The sequence below is a fragment of the Caloramator quimbayensis genome (assembly GCF_900167605.1).
GTDB classification, from domain to species: domain Bacteria; phylum Bacillota; class Clostridia; order Clostridiales; family Caloramatoraceae; genus Caloramator_B; species Caloramator_B quimbayensis.
The window spans coordinates 20,812-45,103 of sequence record NZ_FUYH01000021.1; the positions used below are offsets into that span (position 1 = coordinate 20,812).

Annotated in this window: 18 protein-coding genes and 1 pseudogene; all 19 read right to left on the reverse strand. The window is 32.6% G+C overall.

Annotation, left to right across the window (positions count from 1 at the left end):
- Positions 1 to 651, reverse strand: a complete 651-nt coding sequence (locus B5D15_RS11680; protein WP_078697308.1) for a sugar transferase — start codon at positions 649 to 651, stop codon at positions 1 to 3.
- 11 nt (positions 652 to 662) lie between these two features.
- On the reverse strand, positions 663 to 1,226 hold the full coding sequence (locus B5D15_RS15725; protein WP_242948748.1) for an acyltransferase: 564 nt from the start codon (positions 1,224 to 1,226) through the stop codon (positions 663 to 665).
- Between the two features lie 25 nt (positions 1,227 to 1,251).
- A complete protein-coding gene (locus B5D15_RS11690; protein ID WP_078697309.1) occupies positions 1,252 to 2,589 on the reverse strand; it encodes a nucleotide sugar dehydrogenase in 1,338 nt (445 codons plus the stop codon).
- Positions 2,577 to 3,833 carry an O-antigen ligase family protein gene (locus tag B5D15_RS11695; RefSeq protein WP_179122290.1) on the reverse strand — a complete coding sequence of 419 codons (1,257 nt, stop codon included), beginning with the start codon at positions 3,831 to 3,833 and terminating at the stop codon, positions 2,577 to 2,579. Before B5D15_RS11695 ends, B5D15_RS11690 begins: the two co-directional genes overlap by 13 nt.
- A gap of 19 nt (positions 3,834 to 3,852) precedes the next feature.
- Entirely contained in the window at positions 3,853 to 4,896 is a 1,044-nt protein-coding gene (locus tag B5D15_RS11700) for a glycosyltransferase family 4 protein (protein ID WP_179122291.1), read from the reverse strand.
- A gap of 13 nt (positions 4,897 to 4,909) precedes the next feature.
- Positions 4,910 to 6,322, reverse strand: a complete 1,413-nt coding sequence (locus tag B5D15_RS11705; RefSeq protein ID WP_078697312.1) for an O-antigen ligase family protein — start codon at positions 6,320 to 6,322, stop codon at positions 4,910 to 4,912.
- Positions 6,323 to 6,325: 3 nt separating this feature from the next.
- Positions 6,326 to 7,624: an ABC transporter substrate-binding protein gene (locus B5D15_RS11710; protein WP_078697313.1), complete on the reverse strand. Its 1,299-nt coding sequence runs from the start codon at positions 7,622 to 7,624 to the stop codon at positions 6,326 to 6,328.
- Positions 7,625 to 7,629: 5 nt separating this feature from the next.
- On the reverse strand, positions 7,630 to 9,168 hold the full coding sequence (murJ, locus tag B5D15_RS11715) for a murein biosynthesis integral membrane protein MurJ (protein WP_078697314.1): 1,539 nt from the start codon (positions 9,166 to 9,168) through the stop codon (positions 7,630 to 7,632).
- Positions 9,169 to 9,182: 14 nt separating this feature from the next.
- Positions 9,183 to 10,286, reverse strand: coding sequence for a glycosyltransferase family 4 protein (locus tag B5D15_RS11720; RefSeq protein ID WP_078697315.1), 1,104 nt, complete (start codon positions 10,284 to 10,286; stop codon positions 9,183 to 9,185).
- Between the two features lie 26 nt (positions 10,287 to 10,312).
- Positions 10,313 to 11,536, reverse strand: coding sequence for a glycosyltransferase family 4 protein (locus B5D15_RS11725; protein WP_078697316.1), 1,224 nt, complete (start codon positions 11,534 to 11,536; stop codon positions 10,313 to 10,315).
- Position 11,537: 1 nt separating this feature from the next.
- Complete coding sequence (wecB, locus tag B5D15_RS11730) at positions 11,538 to 12,596, reverse strand: non-hydrolyzing UDP-N-acetylglucosamine 2-epimerase (RefSeq protein ID WP_078697317.1); 1,059 nt, start codon at positions 12,594 to 12,596, stop codon at positions 11,538 to 11,540.
- A gap of 16 nt (positions 12,597 to 12,612) precedes the next feature.
- Complete coding sequence (locus B5D15_RS11735) at positions 12,613 to 13,353, reverse strand: N-acetyltransferase (RefSeq protein ID WP_179122293.1); 741 nt, start codon at positions 13,351 to 13,353, stop codon at positions 12,613 to 12,615.
- On the reverse strand, positions 13,353 to 14,447 hold the full coding sequence (locus B5D15_RS11740) for a Gfo/Idh/MocA family protein (RefSeq protein ID WP_078697319.1): 1,095 nt from the start codon (positions 14,445 to 14,447) through the stop codon (positions 13,353 to 13,355). The genes B5D15_RS11735 and B5D15_RS11740 overlap by 1 nt, the downstream gene beginning before the upstream one ends.
- Positions 14,448 to 14,475: 28 nt before the next feature.
- Entirely contained in the window at positions 14,476 to 15,789 is a 1,314-nt protein-coding gene (locus B5D15_RS11745) for a nucleotide sugar dehydrogenase (RefSeq protein WP_078697320.1), read from the reverse strand.
- A 138-nt stretch (positions 15,790 to 15,927) separates the two neighbouring features.
- Entirely contained in the window at positions 15,928 to 17,769 is a 1,842-nt protein-coding gene (locus B5D15_RS11750; RefSeq protein WP_078697321.1) for a polysaccharide biosynthesis protein, read from the reverse strand.
- 643 nt (positions 17,770 to 18,412) lie between these two features.
- Positions 18,413 to 20,530: a SpoIID/LytB domain-containing protein gene (locus B5D15_RS11755; protein ID WP_179122292.1), complete on the reverse strand. Its 2,118-nt coding sequence runs from the start codon at positions 20,528 to 20,530 to the stop codon at positions 18,413 to 18,415.
- 83 nt (positions 20,531 to 20,613) lie between these two features.
- Positions 20,614 to 22,317: a phospho-sugar mutase gene (locus tag B5D15_RS11760; protein ID WP_078697323.1), complete on the reverse strand. Its 1,704-nt coding sequence runs from the start codon at positions 22,315 to 22,317 to the stop codon at positions 20,614 to 20,616.
- Between the two features lie 519 nt (positions 22,318 to 22,836).
- Positions 22,837 to 23,736: a UTP--glucose-1-phosphate uridylyltransferase GalU gene (gene galU, locus B5D15_RS11765; RefSeq protein WP_078697324.1), complete on the reverse strand. Its 900-nt coding sequence runs from the start codon at positions 23,734 to 23,736 to the stop codon at positions 22,837 to 22,839.
- A gap of 307 nt (positions 23,737 to 24,043) precedes the next feature.
- A pseudogene (locus B5D15_RS15495) lies at positions 24,044 to 24,292 on the reverse strand (transposase); the annotation flags it as partial.

Below are 24,292 nucleotides of genomic sequence, written 5' to 3' on the forward strand. Positions count from 1 at the left end.
TTAATAGGCTCCTTCTCTCATAAAGACAACTTTAAAGGTTTTAAGGAATATTTTAAAATCAAGCCAAAGAGAAAAATTCTTTACATATTTGACATCATATTCAATAGTCTGTCCAATGTCCAGCTCCCCTCTTCCGTTAACCTGAGCTAAACCTGAAACACCGGGTTTTAATAAAAGCCTTATTTTTTCATAATCGCTGTAGAGCTTTACTATATCTGGTATCTCTGGTCTTGGTCCGATAAGGCTCATATCACCCTTTAATATATTTATAAGCTGTGGAAGTTCATCAAGGCTCGTTTTCCTAAGAAACCTTCCTGATTTAGTAATCCTTGGGTCATCCTTTTCCTGAAAAACGAAATTTTTAAGGTTTTCCTTATCTACTTTTTTGTTAAACAGTTTATCTGCATTTTTAACCATTGTTCTGAATTTATATATTGTAAAGGGTTTTCCCTTTAATCCTATTCTTGTTTGTTTAAAAACTGCCTCTCCCTCGGAGTCTATTTTTATCCATATAGATATAAAAAGAAAAAGAGGGCTCAAAATAATAAGCAAAACTAATGAAAAGATTATGTCAAAAAACCTTTTGATGGCAAACTGCATCTTCTTTTTATTGAGACTGCTTTCTATTTCTCTTAATATATCGCCTTCCATAGGACCCTCCTTTATTTTAATTCCTTAATGAATTTTGCAGGTACTCCTCCAACTACCGTATAATCAGGAACATCACGATTTACAACTGAGCCTGCCGCAACAACAGAACATTTTCCTATTCTAACTCCGCAAAGTATTGTTGCATTCGCTCCAATCCAGCATCCTTCTTCTAATATAACCGGAGCAGCCTTTCTTTTATAAAACCTGTTCATCATTCTATTTCCAACATCCTGATGGGTTAAAATGCTTACCCCTTCGGATAAAACTGCATCTTTTTTTATAGTTATACTGTCTGCCATGTCAAAGAAAACTTTTCTTCCTATAAAGCAGTTATCTTCTATTATAAGGTTATTATAATTAAAATAGGTGTTGTCGAGTATCATTCCAGGCCTTATATTTGAAGATAGGGATACCTTTGCTCCAAGAATATTTAATGCTGTTTTAATCTCCCTTTCATTGCAGTGCTCTATATATCTATTTATAATATAGTCGCCTGAAATTTTAGCCCTTAATTTAAGACATCCTACTTTTACTGAAGTTAAAAATTGTACCAACCATCTAAATAAACTTTTCAAGTTAATTCTCCTTTGCTTGAAGGTTTTATATTGACATAACATGTATTCCTTTTTCAATAAGCTCATTTTTATATTTTATGAATAAACTCTTAGCGTCGAATATTACTGCTCCATTTTTTAAATTATTTAAAAGATACTCTAAATCTATTGCGTCGAATTCCCTTTGCTTTGCAAGAATCATAACAGCATCCATGTTTTTTACAGCTTCATCTAATTTTTCAACTTTAAAATCATATACCGTCGGAACAACAGGGTCATAGGCAAAAACCTTAGCTCCCCTGTTTTTTAATATATTTACAATCTCAATCGGAGGGCTTATTCTATCATCGTTAGAATAATCCTTCATTGCAATTCCAAGAACTCCAATGCTGCTGTTTTTAAAATCTTTTCCTAAGCTCTTTAGCTTTTCTTCAAGCATAGTTACCATAATTTCAGGAAGGTTAGCATTTTTTTGTCTTGAAAGCCTTAATAAGTCAAGGCTTACACCAAGCTCCTGCGCCTTTGGCTCTAAATAATGATAAGCATTAGGGATGCAGTATCCTCCAACTCCAGGACCTGGCGTTAGAAGTTTTACTCTTTTATGAGTGTTAGCTACCTTAACAACTTCAAAAATATCTATTCCAAGGGCTTCAGTAAACCTTGCAAATTCCTGTACCATTGCTATATTTACATCCCTTTGAACGTTTTCAAAGACCTTTGATGTTTCTACTATCTTTATATTGCTTGCAGTTATAACATCAACTTTGCAAACTATTGATAAAAGTTCCTTTGCCTTATTTGCACTCTCTTCATTTATACCTGCAACAATCGTTGGCATATAAGCAAATTCTTCAAAGGCATGCCCCTCAGCAATTCTTTCTGAGGAATAGGCAAGATAGAAATCTTCTCCAGCCTTAAGATTAGACTCCTTTTCTAATATTGGAAGTATTTTTTCCTCCGTTGTTCCTGGAATTACTGTGCTCCTTATAACCACAAGGTCTCCTTTTTTAAGGTTTTTACCTATAACTGTGCAGCAATCTAAAAGATCCTTAATGTCGTGGCTGCCGTTTCTTATTGGAATACCAACTGTTACTATTATATTGTTGCACTCTTTAAGGGCAAGTTCCATATCAGCTGTTGCTCTGTATCTATTGCTTTTAAGTTCCTCCCTTAAAATCTCCTGAATAGTTTTTCCTTCAAAGCTTTCGGTATGATATGTTATTCCACTGTTTATGTCATCAACAAGCTCTTTAATAACATCTACTCCATAAACATTGCATCCTCTAAAGGAAAAACTAAGTGAAAGAGGGAGGCCAACAAATCCCTGTCCAAACACTGCCACGTTTTTATATCTTTCCTCTATTTTTTCAACTAAAATTCCCATTTTTTATCCTCCTGTTCTTCTAAAAAATTACCTTTATATAATAAAGCAATTATTATCCATACAAATACATTAAGCTGAGGTATAAACATCAAATTATTAAAGAAATTCTGGAAAATATATGATGCCCCAAAGCATAAAAAAGCTAAGGCATAAAGATTATATTTTTTACTATTTTTATAAGTATAATATATTAGATAAAATAGCATTAAATAAATACCTATGAAAAGGATTCCTCCAAAAATCCCAAGCTCTGCAAACATCTTTATATAGGAGTTGTGAACGCTGAACTTCCATCTTCCAAGGTATAAATCCTTATACTTTTTTACATACTCTGTATACCTGTAAAGATAGTTTCCGTTTCCAACCCCCGTCCAAAAATGTTCCTTAAACATTATAATACCAGTTTTCCAAAGCTTCAACCTTTCATTATTAGTAAGATTTGAAAAGCTGAAAATAGAAAGTATCCTGTTTCTTATATATGGAACTATAAGAGCTCCTCCAAAAATAAAGGGAAGAGATATAAGTCCCTTTTTGTACCTTATAAAAAATAAAAGTAAAAGTCCTAATCCAAATCCTACCCATGAGCCTCTTGTAAAGCTCATTAAAAGATTAAAAAGAAAAAGAATAAAAAGAAGTATGTTATATAAAATTTTAAGCCTTTTACCTTCAATCATATCAATTATTGGAATGAATATAACTGAATTTACTGCACATCCCCAATAGTTAGGATTTTCAAAGGTTGCAAAAACTCTTCCTCTTCCAAGGGGATAAACTGCACCTGCATCTCTGAAATTGGAAAGGTTAAGTACAAACTGCATAACCCCATAGAAATTTGCAAATATCATAGACAGAAAATAAAGCAAAAATGAAACCTTAATAAATTTATCATCAGCGATTATAATTATTAGATAGAAAAGAAGAACATATTCTAAAAACCTAAAAGTTTCAGATATTGCAGCTGCTTTATTTACGGAGTATCCTACAGATATAAGGCTAAGAAGAACAAAAAATATAATAAATATGTTTAAAAGTTTAATTCTTTTGCTGAAAATTGTTTCAAGGAAGGCCTTATCTTTAATACAAAAAAGTCTGATACAATATAAAGCCCCAATAAATATTGCAAGTCCCCCTAAAATAAAATCAGCAGACATGGGAAAATATTTTATCTTTACTTTAAGGGGCATAATAGGAACAATTAAAATAAAAGAGTACATAATTATATTAAATAATCTCTTTAAAAACATACAACCCTCCATTTATCCCCTATTTAATCATTTTTTCATAAAGCTCTTCTACCATTTTAATATTATTGCTCCAAAGAGCTTTATCTTCAATTATTTTTCTGTTAACTATTGAAGCTTTTTTTATCTTTTCTTTATTGCTGCAGCACCACAAAATAGATTCTTCTACCTCTTTGCTGTTTATTTCTTTAACTATATAACCATTTTCCCTATCCTTAACCCATTCTTTATTTGCAGGAAGATTTGAAACTATGGGGAAAAGTCCGCAGCACATAGCCTCAAGTAAACTTACAGAAGTTGAATCCGATGATGGTATAGAAATAAATACATCGTTAGTATAAAGAAGCTTTCCTATATCCTCAGGTCTATACCTTCCTGTAAATTTAACTTTATCTTCTATTCCATACTCTTTAACCTTATCTTTAAGCTTTTCCATCTCACTTCCATCTGCTGCAATAGTAAGATTTATGTCTTTGTTTTTAGAAAGTGCACTATAAAAACCATCTATTATTACATCTATGTTATAAAGTTTTTCAAGCCTTCTATTACTAATAAAATTCAAATTATTATTTCTAAACTCATGAATATAGTTTAAAAGTTCATCCTCAACTCCCATAGGAAATGTAAAAACCTTATTTCTATCCCCGCCAAGCTCAATAATTTTTTCGCTCATATAGTAAGAATCTGAGGTTATATAGGATGCCTTTTTAATAACATACTTTGTTATCATCCTTAAAATGAAAGACTTTTCAGGGCCTATAAGTATGTCAGAGCCCCATGTTGATAATATGAAATCATATCCCTTCATAGTTGCTGCATAAAGTCCGCAGGTATTCGCCTGATGGGCATGAAGTATATCAGGATTTATTTTTCTTATAAGGCTATGGACTTTTTTACGCATTTTAAAATAATTTTTAAGGCTGTAGTTTAAATAATGTACATTAGCCCCATCAATAACAGCATCTCTGTGGGATATGACATGTACCTCATGTCCTATTTTTGCCATTTGCTGTGCCCACTTTTTTGTATGACTAAGGGAAGCATTAGCCAAAAAACATATTACCACCTTTTCACCACCTTTACTCAATTTCTCTCTGATTTCCTTTAAACTCAATTATCATAAATACTGTCCATATAATTAATGTCATAGTGATTATTCCTTTATGCTCAAATTCCACACCTGTTAAAACGGAAAAAATCAAGTATGATATTAAACAGGCAACCTCTGCCCTGCAATTTTTAAAGTTTTTAACAGCATAGATAAATCTGCTTAAAATAATTATGAAAAATGCTGCTGCACTTATTATTCCAAATTCAACAGCTATTTGAAGCCAAAGGTTATGTGCCGCTTCAAGATTGTAGGAAGCGACTGTTATATTATCCCTAAGGCCCGTTGGCATCATATAGTATCCTTCAATAAGGCATTTCTTATAAACCTGAGCAAAATTTCCTCCCCCTACTCCAAAGGGGTACCTTATCATTATAAATAGGCTTGTATAAAGGGACTGGAGTCTTGCTATGCTCGATTCATTCATAAACAAATCCATATTAGTTCCACGCTTTAAAATAAACGTCATAGCAGGTTTTATAAAAACTATACCCAAAGCTATTAAAATATAAAATATTTTTTTATACTTTTTGCTTATAAGCATTATTAATATCGATAAGAAAAACGCTATCCATGCTCCTCTTGTAAAGGTTATAAAAAGTCCTCCTGAACACAGAAATAAAGATATAATTAAAAAGCTCTGTATTCTTTTGCTGTTTTTAGAATATAAAATCTCGTTTAATATAAAGGGAAGTATAAGTATTACTATTCCTGCAAATATATTTACATTATGATACCCAAAGGTAATGTTGAGCCTCTTTTCAACGATTGTTGAAGGTGTTATTCTGTTTGATATAATTTGAAATGCTCCATATACGCAGCTTAAATCGCACTGCAGTATAAAAGCATAAATTATATGTTTAAAGTTTTTATCTCTAAACCTCACATAAACAGCTAAAGCAAACATAACGGGTATAGCTGCTGCAATATAAGTGCTTGCAAAGCTACTTTTAATGTTATCTGAGAAAATAGCGCTGTTTAGAGAAAATATTACAAATATAAAAATATATATAATATAATTCAGCTTATCCTGCTGCTTATAATATACTTCCTTTATAAAATTTATTATATCTTTAATACAAAAGATAAATAAAGTAGTTATATATATTGTTTCATAGGTAATTTTAAACACAAACAATTCAAAATACACTGCTTTTCTTGCCGTAACGAGAAAGGGAAAGGAAAATATAAACAAAAGAATTGAAAGGTTAATATCCTTATTTAAAAAATAAACTTCAAAAAACAGAGCAAAGGTTGCAGCAAAAAGCATTGCTGTATCTTTAATCCCAAGATCTTTATAATTTAATATTGAAACCATAAAAGATAAAATAATTATAAATAATATAACTATATAATCTCTCTTTGTTAAATTATATCTTTTCATTTTTTACTCCTTATCAACTATATAGTCTTTTAAAAAATCCGGCTCCTGTTTTAACTTCGTATCCTTTAACTCGTTAAAATAGCTGTTTAGACTTTTAGTTACATTCTCAATGTTCTCCTGACCTTTAATCCCCTTATATATTAAATCGTTTACCTTTGAAAAATTTACATTAAAGCATCCAGTAGGATCATTTCCTTCAAAATCAAAATAGGAAACGTTATTGTATTCAGCATATTTATAATCTTTTACGTTCTTCTTTTCATTGTTTAATTTATCATACTCATCATAGAGCCATTTATAAACTTTTTTTACCTTTTCTGAGTCGTTATCGTTTTTATACATTACAAGAACGTTTATATTTGCATAATAATATTTTCTGCTAATTTGTCCATAAAATTTTGGAAGGTCAGTGATCCCCATATCAAAGCTTAGATTATTTTCTTCAAAATATTTTTTATCATCTCCTATGCTTATTATCATAGCAGCTTTTTGATTTATAAAATCTTCTCTTACTTTCTTAATACTTTTTTTATCAAAATCCTCGGGTATTAATCCTTCTTTATAAAGGTCATTATACTTTTTTATAATATCCTTTGCATAATTAAAGTTATATTCTCCATTTTTATAATCCCAAAAGGAAGTGTATATATCTCCCTTTGAAACGCTTGGCTGCCCAATCGAAATTTTTAAATCTCCAAAGTTTGATGCAGGAAATTCAAAGGGTATTACATCGGGATTTTGCTGTTTTATTTTCCTTGCAAAGTACAATAATTCTCCAAAAGTTTTTGGAGGATTTTCAGGGTTAAGTCCGCTTTTTTTAAAAATCTCCTTATTATAAGCGAATTTAACAGTTCCGCCTGAAACCTTAATGCCTATCGGGGTTCCTTTATAGGTGAAAATCCTTTTTGATTCCATTCCATTTGTATCAGTTCCTATTTCATCTAATGTATACACTTTTCCTTTATCAACTATATCATAAAAACCGAGCTGAAATATATCTGGCCTGTCCTTTGATTGCAGCGACAACCTTAAAAGGTTGTTGTACTCATCGCCGTAGTACTGATAATCTATATAAATATCCTTATTTTCTATGTTAAATTTCTTTATATCTTCACTAAGCTTTATGCTGTCAGAAGATTCCCTTGTAAAAAGTATAACAACAGTTTTTTTGCTCGATTGCTGAAGAATTTTTCTTTCCATATCTTTTCTAACAAAATCAGCTTTATAAATCAAAGATACTATAAGCATAAGGACAGTTATTATTATATATTCTGTTACCCTTTTTTTCGCATTAAACTTCAACTGCTTCACTCTCCTATTTTCTTTCTTTTCAAAATTCCCATAAGCATCTTAAACTCTTCTACCTTTAAAATGTTTAAAGCTATACAGTAGACGACAGCTCCTATAAAAGTAGAGACTGCTATTTTTAAGCTTAATATTAAAGTTCCTCCTTTTATTATGTTATCCATATATCTATATACTAAACCTACGATTACAGCCATTATTATCCCAGATAAAAGGGCTTTTAATAAAGTAATTATGTTTTTAAAATAATCCTTATATTTTATCTTTCTTATAATCTCAATGAACATTACTGTTGAAATAATAAGCGTTGAAAGGGTTGTTGACAGAGCAAGCCCGCTTATTTTAAATTTAGGAACAAGCAAAAATATTAATAATACGTTTATTGCTACGTTTATGAAACCGTTAATCATTGGAGTTACTGTATCCCTTGCAGAATAGAATATCCTGCTGAATATGTCAATAAGTGAATATCCAAGAGCTGAAAAGGATATAAACTTAAGGCACATAGATGTAGTCAAGGTTGCATTCCTATCGAATTTGCCATGCTCTAAAAGGAGAGTAACAACAGGAGTACTGAGTGCATATACTCCGAGAATAAAGGGGATTGCAACTATTAATATAAGGTTTATGGATTTTAAAATCATATCCTTAAACTCATCAAACCTTTCCGTTGCATATTTTTCTGTAAGGCTTGGATAAAGTACCGTTGTAATAGAAGTTATAAAAACAAGGTTTATTATGCTGTTTATTTTATAGGAATAATCATATACAGAGATACTTCCAGCAACAAGATTTGAAGCAAAATTTCTTCCTACCATGAGGTTTATCTGTGACACCGCTGTGCTTATAATAGTTGGAACTGACAGCTTTAACATTCTTTGCACGTTGCTGTCCTTTAAATTTATATAGAATTTGTATTTATAACCTTTCATATATGGTCTTTGAGTATAGGCCTGTGCTACAGCCCCCAAAAAAGTTGCAATAATTGCAGATATAATACCATATTTATAAAAAAGCAATATTCCTGCTATAATCACGAAATTAGCAGCAATAGATGCAATTGTTGGCTGAATAAATATATCATAGGATTGAAGATATCCTGTATAAAGTCCGCTTATGCCGAGGAATATTATTGAGGGCATGAGAATCCTTGTCATATAAACAGTAGTATCAAAATCCTTTCCCTTAAAACCGCTGGCAAACATATATGTAAGCTGCGGTGAAAACACTATACCTATAATTGAAAGAATAATACAAATAAGAAGTATTATGTTAAGTATATTATTGAAAAAAACGTTTGCTCTGTCCCTATCCCTTTTTATCCCTGCAAAAACCGGTATAAAAGCAGTTACGAGAGCTGCTGCAATACAGCTGAATAGAACCGTCGGCATAGTTGATGCTATTTTAAAAATATCCGATTCCCTTGTTGCTCCAAACTTTGCTGCGATTAAAAATTCCCTTATGAATCCAACGAGTTTGCTAATCGTTAAAAGAATAGTAACTAATATGCTGTATTTTGCAACTTTTTTTATCTCAGACATGATACCCTCCGGTTCTATTTATTTAGTATTTCCTCATAAACCTTAAGAAGCACTTTGCTCTCTGCTTCCCAGGAGTAATTTTCTTCAACATAAACTCTTCCCTTTTTGCCAAGCTCAGCCCTTAGATTTTTATCATCTAAAAGCATTTTAATCTTTTTTGAGATATCTAAAGGATCCATTGGGTTTACAAACAATGTGCAGCCATTGAATAGTTTTTGCCAGTATTCAAAGTCTGACATAACCATAGGAAGGCTGCAGGTCATGTATTCAAAGGGCTTATTAGGCTGTGTTGTATTGTGGTTAGGTGCTGGAAGAAAGTTAACAATTCCAATATCAGCTCTTTTCATATAAGAATAAGCAGTTTCAAGATCTAAAAATCCAAAATCCTTTGTGTATTTCCATCCCTCGAGCTTTTCGCATTCATCCTTAAAACTTTGACTATCCCACTTCCCTAAAAGCCAAAACTCTGCTTCTCCCTTTAATAGTCCAATGGCCTCAATTATTTCCTTAATTCCTCTTATCTTATTTATGCCTCCTGCATAAATAACTACCATCTTATCCTTTTTTATATCAGCAGGTTTAACTTCATCGATAAGTTTTAATATTGCCATATTCCTTACTGTTGTAGTTTTATCCTTTGGAAAGTTCTCTGATATATCAGGTCTTGCGGAAATAACTCTCGAAAAGTATTTTACTGAATTTTTTTCAAACCTGTTAAAGGTTTTTGATATAATCTTTTTTAAATAGGGTTTTACCCATTCTCTCGTCATTACGCTTTTGGCATAATCCTCGTGAACATCATATATAACCTTCTTGCCAAGCAGACTTAAAATCCTGCCTATCAAAATAAGCTCTGGATCGTGAAAATGATATACGCTCGACTTTGTTTTAAGTGCTATCCTCATCGCTGTAAAGGGTTTTATCAAAAATCTATAGAATCTGTTATTGTTTTGAGGAAGGGGAACTATATGAACTCCATCCTTTATTGTTTCTCTCTCGTAGTTTGCAACGAGATAAACTTCATAGCCGTTTTGAGATAAAGTCTTACATTCTTTATGAAATATTCTTATATCCTCTGCTATGTGCGCTGTTGTTATGTGGCATACCCTATGTGCCATTTATAAACCTCCTTATGATATGAGCTTTACTTTCCATGCCTTTTTAATATATCCTCAAATCTTCTTGTTATCTTATCCCTGTCATAGTTTTCTTCTATATATTTTCTTCCATCTTCTCCAAGCTGCTTTTTAAGTTCAGGCTCTTTATAAAGTTTTAAAACCGCCTGTGCAATTTCTTTTTCGTTTTCAGGTTCAACGCATATTCCTCCATTGGCATTCTCTATAAATTCTTTTGCTTCACCTTCAACGGAAAGAACTATAGGGACTTTTGATGCAAGGGTTTCAAACATCTTTGAAGGAAGCGCCCCTTTAAACAAATCGAGTTTCTTAAGGGGAACTATTGCACAGTCAAAGCATGCAACAATCCCTGGCATATTCTTCTTTGGCTGAACAGGAAGAAATAATACATTTTTTAGGTTTAAATCTTCCTTCATTTCAATAAGTTTCTGTTTTTCTGGTCCATCCCCTACAAATACAAAAACAATATCTTTATAATCTTTAAGTATATCTGCTGCCTTTATAATTACTTCAAGCCCCTGTGCTATTCCATGAATTCCTGCATATCCTGCAATGAATTTTCCTTCAAGATTGTTTTCCCTGATAAATTCAAAATTTGCCTTATCTTTACCGAAAAGCTTTGTATCAACCCCATTAGTTACAAGGTATGTCTTATCTTTAAACCCTCTTCCTGATATATTATCTACTATTCCCCTTGTTTGTCCAGTTATTATGTCCGCCTTTCTGTAGCAAAACTCTTCAAGATAGGTTGAAAGAGCTATAAAAAGTTTATTATTAAGAACTCCAAGCTTTACAGCTGACTCAGGCCAAAGGTCGGAAATATTAAACACATATTTTGCTCTGAGCCTTTTTGATATAACATATCCTGACCAGCCCAAAAAAAGAGGAGGGGATTCAGTTATTACAACATCTATAGGCTTTTTAATATGCTTTAATCCCTGAAATACCGATGAAAAGGTAAAGGAAAAATAATTTAAAAGCCTTTTTACAAACCCCTTGCTCTTTGTTGCATATATGCTGGTTCTAACGACCTCTATTCCATCCATATCCTCTACTAAAAAGCTTTTGCCCTTATATCCCTCATAAATTTCTCCTTTAGGATAATTTGGCATTGCCGTTAAAACTGTAATATCATGTCCATTATCCTTCAATCTTTTAGCGAATTCAAAGATTCTGTTTTGAGGCGCACCAACCTCTGGAGGAAAATACTGTGTTAAAAATAAAATGTTCAACTTAGAATCCCCCTTTTAAAACCTCTACAATTTTATCTGCTGCATTTCCATCTCCAAAATGATTTTCTCTTTCACGTTCAGGCTTAAAATATTTAATTGCTTTTATTATCTTTTCCTTATCGCAGCCAGTTATTATATTCCATCCGTTATCCACAGTTTCCACCCATTCCGTTTCATCCCTTAAGGTTATACAAGGTTTTGCCATGAAAAAGGCTTCCTTTTGAACCCCTCCGCTGTCTGTTACGATCTTGCTGCAGCTGCCTTCGAGCATAATCATATCAAGATAGCCAACAGGCTCTATTATTTTTATGTTTTCTGTGAATTTAAAATTGTACTCCTCTAAGAACTTTTTTGTTCTCGGATGAAGAGGTAAAACAATGTTTTCCTCTGATTCGCTTAGAGCCTCTATTATGTTCTTTAACCTTTCTTTACTGTTTGTATTCTCTGCCCTGTGAATTGTGGATAAAATATATTCTCCATAGTTTAATCCTAATCTATCTAAAATTCTACTCTTCTCTGATGCAAGATTTTTAAAGAAAAGCACCGCATCATACATAACATCCCCTGAGTTTACAACTCCCTTTTTAATTCCCTCATTATAAAGGTTATTTACTGCAGTCTGCGTTGGAGCAAATAAAAGCTTTGAAATATGGTCAGTTAATATTCTGTTCTGCTCTTCAGGCATTGCCATATTAAAGCTTCTAAGACCTGCTTCAACGTGGGCAACAGGGATTAAAAGCTTGCTTGCAGAAAGTGCTCCTGCTATTGTAGAATTTGTATCACCATAGACAAGCACCATATCAGGTTTTTCATTTAATAGAATCTCTTCTATTTTAATAAGCATATTCCCCGTCATATACCCATGGTTTCCTGAACCTATGTTTAAATTATAATCAGGTTTTGGTATTTGAAGCTCTTCAAAAAATATTTTAGACATGTTTTCATCATAATGCTGACCAGTATGGATTATGATTTCATCCATGCTTTTTCTTAGCTTTCTTGAAACTGCAGCAGCCTTTATAAATTGAGGCCTTGCACCTATTATAGTTATAACTTTCATCTATCTAACCTCACTATTACTGATTTTCAAGAAGTTGATCTTTAGGTACATCCTTTAAATATTTTGCAGGATTTCCAGCAACTATTTTTCCTCTCTCAACATCCTTTGTTACAACTGAGCCAGCTGCAACAAATCCGTCTTCGTTTATAACTTTTCCTGGGAGAATTGTTGCCTGTGCTCCAATCCTTCCTCCTTTTTTAACTGTAACCCCTTTAAAATGGCTGAATCTTTCCTTTGAACGTGCAGCAAAGTTATCGTTTGATGTAACAACTCCAGGTGCTATAAAAGCATTATCTTCAACTGTTGAATATGCAGTTATATATACGTTGGTTTCTAACTTGCAGTTGTTTCCTATTGTGCTGAAATTTTCAACAGCAACTCCTCTTCCAATTATAGTTTTGCTTCCTATTGAAACATTTTCTCTTATCGTTGATAAATCAGCGATTAGAGATTTTTCTCCTATACTGCAGCCGCAATAAATTATTACCCCTGCTCCTATAAGGCATCCATCTGAAATTACAGCAGGATCAAGTTCCTTTTCGTCTTTAAATATGCTGTTAACCGCTCTCATAGGTTTTTTCCCTATTACAGTATTATCATCTATTCTTACGTTGTTTCCTATTTTTGTTCCGCTGTGTATAACAACGTTATGACCTATTATGCAGTTATCTCCTATAACAACATTATCCTCTACAACAACAAAGTTTCCAAAGCTGACGTTCTCACCAATAGTAGAACTGTCAGAGATACAATACATCATAATACCTCACCTTTCATATCGAGAGTTGAAAAGCTTCCGATCGGGAATTTAACAGGCATACCTGTCTTTTGAGATTTATAGGCTGCAAGTATTATCTCCATTCCCTTTCTACCTTCCTGCCCGTTTATAAGCGGCTCTCTGTTATTTTTTATTGCATCTATCATATCCTTAAAAAGAGGAGTATGTCCATGTCCATATACTGTATCTGGATCTGCCTCCTGCTGCTTTAAAATTTCCTCTTCGCTGTCCTTTCCATCGGAAAATCTCCAGGTTTCAACCCTGTTTACAGCAAGTCCACCTATCACCGCAGTACCCTTTTCTCCGAATATGCTCAAAGTTTCCTCGAGGTTTTTAGGATATACGCAGGCACTTCCTTCTATAATTCCTATCGAACCGTTCTTAAATCTAACGATTACCGCACCAAAGTCCTCTGCATCTATATCCCTTAAAAATCTTCCTGTCTGTGCATATACTGAATCTACTTCTCCTCCCATCATCCACTGCAGAAGGTCTATATCGTGTATGCACTGATTCATAAGAGTTCCTCCATCCAGTTCCCAGGTTCCTCTCCAAGGTGCCTGTCTGTAGTAGTCCATATTTCTATTCCATCTTATGCTTGCCATTCCGCTGACTAATTTTCCAAAGCGCCCTTCCTCTAAAGCGCCTCTTAGCATCTGAATTGACTTATTGAATCTATTTTGATGGCTCACGCAAAGCTTTACGTTCATTTTTTTTGCTGTATTTATCATAGTTTCTGCATCATCCGTTGAAAGAGCCATAGGCTTTTCCACTATAACATGCTTTCCTTTATTCATTGAGTATATTGCAATTTCTGGATGATAACCGCTCTCAGTCGCAATCGTTACAACATCAATCTCTTCATTTTCAAGCATTTCCTTATAATCTTCATATATCTTAACCTGAGCATCAGGAAAAAACTTTTTATAAATTTCCGACTTTTCTACAGCCTTATCTTTTAATATATCGCAGGTTGCCACAAGAACTGCCTCATCTGAATTTTGAGCTATTGCATCAACATGCCATTTTGAAATTCTTCCGCAGCCTATAATTGCAAACTTTAACTTTTTCATAATAACCTCCAAATAGCAAATTTAATCATTATAATTTGTTTATTTTATTCCTGTTATTTACAACATCCTTTGAAGCGTTTCTTGTATCATAGAAAAGCTTTGCCCTCTTTACTATATCTTCGTAGTCATAGCAGCTATGATCCGTTGTAACAATTACAATATCTGCATCGTCTATCTCATCTTCGAGGTTTACTGTGTTTATCTGTCTTCCTTTGTATTTAAAGGTTTTAACATAAGGATCGTTAACTAAAACAACAGCCCCCTGTTTTTCTAACTGCTCGATTATCTTTAAAACAGGTGATTCCCTGTAATCATCTATATCCTTTTTATATGCAACTCCAAGTAAAAGAACCTTAGAGCCATTAAGAGCCTTCTTTTGAGTATTTAAAAGCTGCATAGCATTTTCAACTACAAACTGAGGCATATAGTCATTTATTTCCCCGGCAATTTCGATTAGCTTTGTATGATAATCATACTCTCTTGCTTTCCATGTAAGATAGAATGGGTCAAGAGGTATGCAGTGCCCTCCAAGGCCTGGACCTGGGTAAAATGCCATAAATCCATAGGGTTTTGTCTTTGCAGCCTCTATAACTTCCCAAACATCGATTCCCATTCTCTTGCAAAGTATTGCCATCTCGTTAACAAGGGCAATATTTATATTTCTAAAGGTATTTTCAAGTATCTTTTCCATCTCAGCAACCTTTGGGGAGGATACTGTCATTATTTCCCCCTCTAAAACATTTCTGTAAAGGGCTGCTGCAATCTCTGTGCAGTCAGGAGTTACTCCGCCTACAACCTTTGGAGTGTTTTTAGTTTTAAACTGCTTGTTGCCTGGGTCAACTCTCTCTGGAGAGAAGGCAAGAAAAAAGTCTTCTCCGCATTTTAATCCGCTCTCTTCGAGAATTGGCTTGCAGACCTCTTCAGTTGTGCCAGGATATGTAGTGCTTTCTAAAACAACGAGCATATCTTTATGAAGATATTGTGCAACGCTTTTTGTTGAATTTACTACATAGGAAATATCAGGCTGTTTATAGTTGTCAAGAGGTGTTGGAACGCATATTGAAACAGTGTCAACATCCTTAACAAAGCTGAAATCAGTAGTTGCTGTAAGTTTCCCTTCATTTACAAGCTTTGACAGCTCGTCATCAACAACATCCCCTATATAATTATGTCCTGCGTTTACCATTTCAACCTTTTTAGATTGAACGTCAAAACCTATAACCTTATATCCAGCTTTTGCCTTTTCAACAGCGAGAGGAAGACCTACATAACCAAGTCCTACAACTCCTATAACTGCAGTTTTATTGTTTATCTTTTCAATTAACCTTTCCTTTGAAGACATAATAATCCTCCTTTAATGCTCATTTTTATTTGTTATAATTCTTCTTTTTAACAAGTCATTACTAATCAAAAATAATTTTTCATTCAGCAGCATTGGGCATAAATTTATTTAGTTCAAAGCCATTCCCATACTTAAAATTTAGTTCTTTTTTCTATGATAAGTAGGTACAAGCTGCTCAACGCTGTCAAAAACCTCCTCATCGCTGCAGCTTAATTTATTATAAAGTCCAATTATGTTTTCTTTAAGCTCCATAAAATCGTAGCTTCCGGGTTTGCCTATAAATATCTTTTTATGCTTTGTATTTTGAATTCCTTCTTCATCCATCAAAAGCTCTTCATATAACTTTTCACCTGGGCGAAGACCAGTAAACACTATTTTAATATCCTTATCAGGCTCAAGTCCCGATAATCTTATAAGATCCCTTGCAAGGTCAACTATTTTAACGGGTTTTCCCATATCAAGTATGAATATCTCTCCGCCCTTTGCCATGGCTCCCGCCTGAATTACAAGCTGAGCTGCTTCTGGAATAGTCATAAAGTATCTGTTTATTTCTGGATGAGTTACTGTAACCGGACCGCCTTCTCTTATCTGCTTTTTAAAAAGAGGAATAACGCTGCCGCTGCTTCCGAGTACGTTTCCAAATCTTACAGCAACAAACTCAGTATTACTTATTTTGTCTATTGCCTGAATTATCATCTCGCATATTCTCTTTGTGGCACCCATTATATTTGTAGGATTTACTGCTTTATCCGTTGAAATCTGCACAAACTTTTTAACGTTATATTTATCTGCACATTCAACAAGGTTTAATGTTCCAATTACATTGTTTTTTATAGCTTCCTTTGGATTTGCTTCCATTAATGGAACATGCTTATGAGCAGCAGCATGAAAAACAACGTCTATTTTATATTTTGAAAATATGTCTTCAAGCCTATTTTTCTCTCTTATTGAAGCAATTATTACTTCCTTATCAATGTGTGGATATTTTCTGTTAAGCTCCATTTGAAGATCGTATGCACCGTTTTCATATATATCGAGTATCAAAAGCTTTTTAGGAGAAAACCTAACAATCTGTCGGCAAAGCTCTGAACCAATCGAGCCTCCTCCTCCAGTTACAAGAACGACCTTATTCTCAAGATATCCTGCTATCTCGTCGATGTTAAGCTCAACAGGCTCTCTTCCAAGCAAATCCTCTATCTCAACATCTCTAATCTGGTTTACGCTGACCTTCCCATCTATAAGCTCGTATATGCCTGGCAGGGTTTTAAGATGGCATCCTGTATTGCTGCAGATTTTAAATATCTTTTGTCTCTCCTCAAGACTTGCCGAAGGAAGGGCAATAAGTATCTCATCTATATCTTTAGAGGTTACTATATCTTCGATATCATCTCTGCTTCCAACTATGGGCACACCATGAATAATCTGACCTTTTTTGCCTTCGTCATCATCAACAAAAGCTACAGGTATAAAGCCAAGTTCTGGATGTTTTTTCATTTCCTTAACTACAATAGCGCCCGCATCCCCTGCGCCCACAATTAGTGTTCTTCTGCTTTTTTTTAGAACCTCCGAGGGAACCATCTCAACGCTTGCCATAATTCTTCTTAAGAATCTTATTCCTCCGGACATTAAAATGGTAAGGGCCCACATTATAAGATAAATACTTATAGGAAGCCTGTTGCCTATAAATGGTTTTGCTATCTGTCCAAAAATAAAGGATAGAAAGGTTCCAAGGCTTACAGCAAGAATCACCGATATAAGTTCATCTATGCTCGCATACCTCCATACGCTTTTGTAAAGCTTAAATGCGCTAAAGCAAATTATCATTATAATAGATATAGGAATGAAGGACCTATAGTAAATCGTTAAATATGGGCTTGGAATCTTCCAAGAAAACCTTACAAAATACCCAATAAATATAGATGCATTAATAAAAAGAACATCAAGAATAACAAGAAAGATTTGTTTAATTTGCCTGTTCATTTCAATTTCCTCTCCGTTTCTTCATAAGCCGCTTAATCATAACACAAAGGTTACATTATTCAGCAATATTAATTATATATCAACTATAATTAGTAGTAAAACATCTCGGTAACATTATATCATTTATTTATGAACATTTTTTTAATTATGCAATTTTTGTGGGACAGTTAATGAAAATTGGTAAAATTATATTTTATCTTGTTGAGGCATGAGGGACGGTTAACAACTTTATGTAAAAAATCACATTCATTTCATTAAGGGACAGTTAACAATTTATTGTATAATTTCAAACTATCTTCCTTTAAGCTTTCTAATATCTATTTAAACGTTTTAGAATCTTGAGTTTTAAAACAAATTTTATTGGTTGTTTAACATTTGCTGAAAATTTGAGGGACGGTTAAGAATTAATTGCTAAACTTTTTATCTTCATTTTTAGCTTTAAAAATAATTATCATAGTTAGAACTTAACATTGAAAGGTTACAAATTTTATATATTAGCTGTATTAGTGAAAAAGATATTTTTAAAAACATAAATAATATGGAACGCAATTATATTGGAAACAAAATAGTCAGCTTTAAATAGTAATATAATTGTTAACTGTCCCTGTATGTAACTGTCCCTGTATGCATTTAAAAAGGCTGCCTATCGCAGCCTTAGTTTTTGCTCTAATAATTGTATAGTTTTATTTCCAACAATTCCATCTGATACCAATTTATTTGATTTTTGAAATTGTTTAACTGCAGCTTCAGTTTTAGAATCAAATTTACCATTAACATCTATATTATATGATAAATATTTTAAAGCTTCTTGAAGTTTTTTTACCTGTTCTCCCGAGCTTCCTTTCTTTAAGATGCCCGAAATACTTAAGCTAACCACTGGCGATTTTTCGCTTTCACCTCTTGAAGGTATAACTGTTGTAACATATCTGCTTGTTACTGCTTTATTCAATGCAGTAACTGTTTTTATTCCAACTATACCTGAAGAAGTTATTTTGTTTTTCTTTTGAAAATCTACTACAGCAGTATAAGTTTTATTATCAAATGTTCCATTTATATCAACTTTATATCCAAGTATCTTCAAATATTCCTGAAGCGCTTTTACATCATTACCTTTCATTCCTTTAGTAAGTGATCTTGAAATATTTAAAGTTCTTATTAAACTTTCCTTTGATGTATTAGAATCTTGTTTTGTATTGGTATCGGATGGCTTTGTTATATCTTCAGTAGTTGTTTTTGAAGAATCTTTGTTGTTCTGCGTTGATTCATTATTATCTGAAGGAATTGTGCCATTAGTATCATTTGGAACAGAACTTGACTGAGAATTGTTAACTGTCCCTGTCTCAATTATAAACTCAGCGCTTTTTTCTTCATCATATGTATTTTGTGAGTCATTATATCTTATATAAAGATGAATCTTATAATTTCCTGCCTTATCACATTTATATGTAAGAGTTTTATCCTTTGAATAGTCCCTTACGAATACAACATTCCCATCTTTTTCAATAACATATTTATACAGATAACCCTCAAAATCGCCATCATAGGTTATAAAAGCACTCTCACTCTCTACGAATTTATTTTTATTTATTATTATGTTTTTGCTCTGATTTAAAAGATTTATTAGATAAGTGCCATCATAATAAAAGTTCAATATAGAATCATAATTTTGTCCTGCAATGGCCCTGTTTTTAGCACCAATCTGGCTCATGCCTATGCCATGACCATATCCTTTACCCTTGAAAGTATAAGTATCAATACTCTCATCATAAGTTACATCATACATTGAGCTTGGCAAAGATAGAAAAGTTCTTGCTCTATCCTTAGTAAAGGTCAATCTCTGTTCTATTCCGTTCATGTCTTTATAAATAACATCGATTGAAGCAACTCTTGCACTATCATATTTTTTTATGCTGCTTAAATCAATCCTTAAAAAACTGCAATCAGACTTTATGTATCCTTTACTTTTTAGTTTTAAATCTATATCACTTGATTTAAAACTCATATCACCATAGGGCCAATTTTCATTATCGAATTCATCAATCTTCGTTTTTAAATAAGGTTCTGCCTTGCTCCATATATTTGAGCTATCTTCCGTATAGCCTCCATTGCTTGCTGCATAATAGCCATCTACAAGTTTTTCATTATACAAAAGAACAATGCCTCTCGTATCTTCAACTGCTTTTGCTGAATTATTATAGTTTGAATTATATCCCCTGTACACTTGGCAGTCAGTGGTATCACATAAATCATATCCCCTATCTTTATGTTTACCTATATTTGCTATTGCATAATTCCTTGCAGCAACTGCTTGTGCCTTTAATGCTTCTAAAGGATAGGAATTAGACATTTCGTAGGGAACAACTCCTTTTAAATAATCTTCAATATTTACAATATTAATCGGCACAATATTCCCTGATTTTATAGTAAATTCAATAGTTCCAATATAGCTATATGTTTTCAATCCTGCTTTTAATGTTAAAGTATTATCCTTATTTTGAGGGATTAAAACAATCCCATCATAATCAATTCCATCCATATTTATTTTATCAATATTTATATTTAAGACATGGCTTGTACCAGATAACATAATATTATCATTAAATTTATAATCTCCATTTAATGTTATCTGTAGTGAATTTGAGGACATGTTTTCAAGGCCGATTCTCAAATCCTGAAAGTATAAATTACTATCCAATGCTAAGGATATACTCGAGAAAATAAATAAAAATACTACAGTAAATGCTATTATTCGCCTTTTCATCCCATCACCCCTTGAAAAACTTTCACTTAATAGCATTATATAACAAAAACCTCCGTGTTACAACTTCACGGAGGTTAATTATATTATAATTTGCAAAATTCCATCGTTTCTTCTTCCATTTTTGAAATTTTTTTGTTTACCTCTTCTATATCATTTCCAACAGCAGCAAAATAGAATTTTATTTTGGGTTCTGTACCAGAAGGTCTTACAGTTATAAGGCTTTTATCTATAAGCCAGAGCTGAATAACATTTGATTTTGGAAGGTTTATTGATTTTTCTTTTCCATCTTTTAAATCCTTTTCTATACCCTTCAAATAATCTTTAACTACAACAACTTCCTGCCCTGCTATTTTCAAAGGTGAATCATTTCTCATATCTTCCATTATATTTTTAATTCTTTCATTTCCTTCTATACCCTTTAAAGTAACTGATTTTAGTCCTTCTTTATAATATCCATATTTTTTATATATTTCATTTATACCATCATATAAAGACATGCCTCTTGATTTATACCATGCAGCCATCTCACATATAAGTGCACATGCTATAACACCATCTTTGTCTCTTACAAAACTGCCTGATAAGTATCCATAACTCTCTTCAAAGCCTAATATAAAATTCTTTTTACCTTCATATTCTTTAATTTTTTCACCTATGTACTTAAACCCTGTTAAAACATCTATAATCTCAACATCATAATATCTGCAAATCTCCCTTGCAAGCTCTGTTGTTACAATCGTTTTTATAACCATAGGATTTTCGGGCATTTTTTTGTTTTCTTTAAGCTGTGATAGCATGTATTCAGTAAGAAGCACACCTGTCTGATTTCCCGTTAAAACAACATATTCTCCTGAATCGTTTTTAACAACAACTCCGACTCTATCACAATCGGGGTCTGTTCCAAGTATCAAGTCTATATCATCTTTTCTTGCCATTTCTATAGCAATTTTAAAAACCTCATGTTCTTCTGGATTAGGATATTTAACAGTACTAAAATTATAATCCGGCATCTCCTGCTCTGCTACAACCTCAACATTTTCAAATCCAATCTCTTTTAAAACCCTTCTAACCGGCTTGTTTCCTGTACCATGCAGCGGAGTATATATAATCTTCATTTGCTGCCCTACATTTTTAACAAGCTCTTTATTTATAATAAGTTCTTTAACAAGTTCTATATATTTATCTTCAACAGATTCATCTATAAAATTAAAAAGTCCTGTATTTTTTGCAAAATCATATTCACATGTCTTAATGTCTTCATAGTCAACTCTTTGAATTTCATCGAGTATTCCCTTTGCATGTTCTTCAGTAATCTGTCCTCCATCGTTCCAATATACTTTATAGCCATTATATTCTTTTGGATTATGGCTCGCTGTAATAACTATTCCGGAAGTTGCTTGAAGTTCTCTTACAGCAAAGGATAACATCGGTGTCGGTCTTAACTCTTCGTACATATATGTTTTTATTCCATTGGCATTAAGTACGAGAGCAGCTTCTTTAGCAAAAACATCAGAATAAAGTCTTGAGTCAAAGGCAATAGCAACAGAAGGATTTTTTATATCTTTTTTTAATATATAGTTTGCAAGCCCTTGAGTTGCACGCCTTACAGTATATATGTTCATTCTGTTAGTTCCAGCTCCTATAACTCCCCTTAGACCACCTGTTCCAAACTCAAGATCCTTGTAAAACCTATCTAATATCTCCTTTTCATCTTTTATAGACAAAAGCTCTTCCCTCGTCTTCTCATCAAAGTTCATCCATCTATTATACATTTGCTTATACTCCATGTAACCACTCCCTTTGCATTTTCATATTATTATAAATCAATTTTTACCATATTAAAAGGCTCTCTTTAAAGGGGTTTTGGGGGTTTTGGGGACGGTTAGTGTGAAAATGTAGTATTCCCATATTTGGATATATATTGCAATACGCAGTGTTAGATACCGGATAAAGGAGGTATACCGCAAAAAAAGTGCCACCCAGTTGACAAGTGACAAACTTTTTCATTCCGTCGTTGTGGCTATTTTTTAGTCATGCCCTGTTAATGAAATTAATAGTTTTATATTTATATGAAACATATTTAAAAATTTTATTATTTAAATTTAACATATTTATTTCTCATTGATTATTAATTAAATGTTATAAATTTTAAGACAAAATATCAATAATTTTCGCATTAAAAAAGTTAAAGATTAATTTTTAAGTTTTTTAAAACATAAAAAAGTGCAAATTTTTTATCTAATTACTATATAAAATAAATAGTTTAAACACCTTTTAAATATAATCATAAATTCTTAATTTAAGCTTTATTTCTGATTAGTATTATTTTTGTTAACTGTCCCTTTACCTATTATTTTTGAAAGATAGCATAGAAAATCATCTCTTAATTCATCTCTTTTTAGTGCAAACTCTACCGTTGCCTGTAAAAATCCTAATCTGTCACCAACATCGTATCGTCTTCCTTTGAAGGTATATGCGTACATAGCTTCTTTATTTAAAAGTTCTTTTAATGCATCAGTAAGTTGTATCTCTCCACCCTTGCCTGGCTTAGTATGTTCTAAAATATCAAAAATATTATGAGTTATAATGTATCTTCCAAGTATTGCAATATTAGATGGTGCTTTATCTATATCTGGTTTTTCAACCAAATCCTTAACCTTATATACACCATCTTCTATATGCATTCCTTTTACAATTCCGTATTTATTAACATCCTCTAGTGGTACTTCCTGCACCCCAAGTATAGTTGTTTTATATTCATTATATATGTCAATTAACTGCTTTAAACAAGGTTCTTCATTGTCAACAACATCATCACCTAACATTACTGCAAAAGGCTCGTTCCCAACAAATGTTTTAGCACAATATATAGCATGTCCAAGTCCCTTAGGCTCCTTTTGCCTTATATAATAGATTTGAGCAAGATTTGAAATATATTCAACTTCCTTTAAAAGATCATCCTTATGCTTTGACTTTAATTCCATTTCAAGTTCAACAGACTTATCAAAGTGGTCTTCAATTGCTCTTTTGTTTCTTCCAGTAATAATCAGGATCTCCTCTATTCCAGATGCCACAGCTTCCTCAATAATATATTGAATTGTAGGTTTATCTACAATAGGAAGCATCTCCTTAGGCTGTGCTTTAGTTGCAGGTAGAAAACGGGTTCCAAGTCCTGCAGCTGGAATTATTGCTTTTCTTACCTTCATACTTTTCCTCCTTTTTTCCTTTTGGTCCTTTTGGTCCTTTTGGTCCTTTTGGTCCTTTTGGTCCTTTTGGGACGGTTAATAATTGTTTTCATTTTTAAATAATGTCCTAAACAGTAATAACTTGTTAACTGTCCCTTTAATTTTATTTTATTTAATCATCAATTTAATCACGAGTCCATTATATTTGTCATCTATATTTATTAATTTATCACAGCTTGTACAAAAAAAGAATAACTTAATAAAATTTTTCTCATTTTTACCATTTGGCAATATATTTATTAAATTAATCTATTAAAAAATTTTAAATTTATACGCCATAGATTAACAAAAACTCTTTCATAGCACTTTTATATTCTATATTCTCATTAACAAGATTAAGTCCTACGTTTGTAAGCCTCGATACCCCAGAGCTTGTTATACTCCCAATTATTTCACATATATCTTTACATTTTAAATTGCACATACATCTTAAAAGCACTACAAGCAGAGCCTTGGCTGCAATTGTATTTCTTTTATATTTACCATAAAGGCTCATTCTATCTATACCTGTTTTATT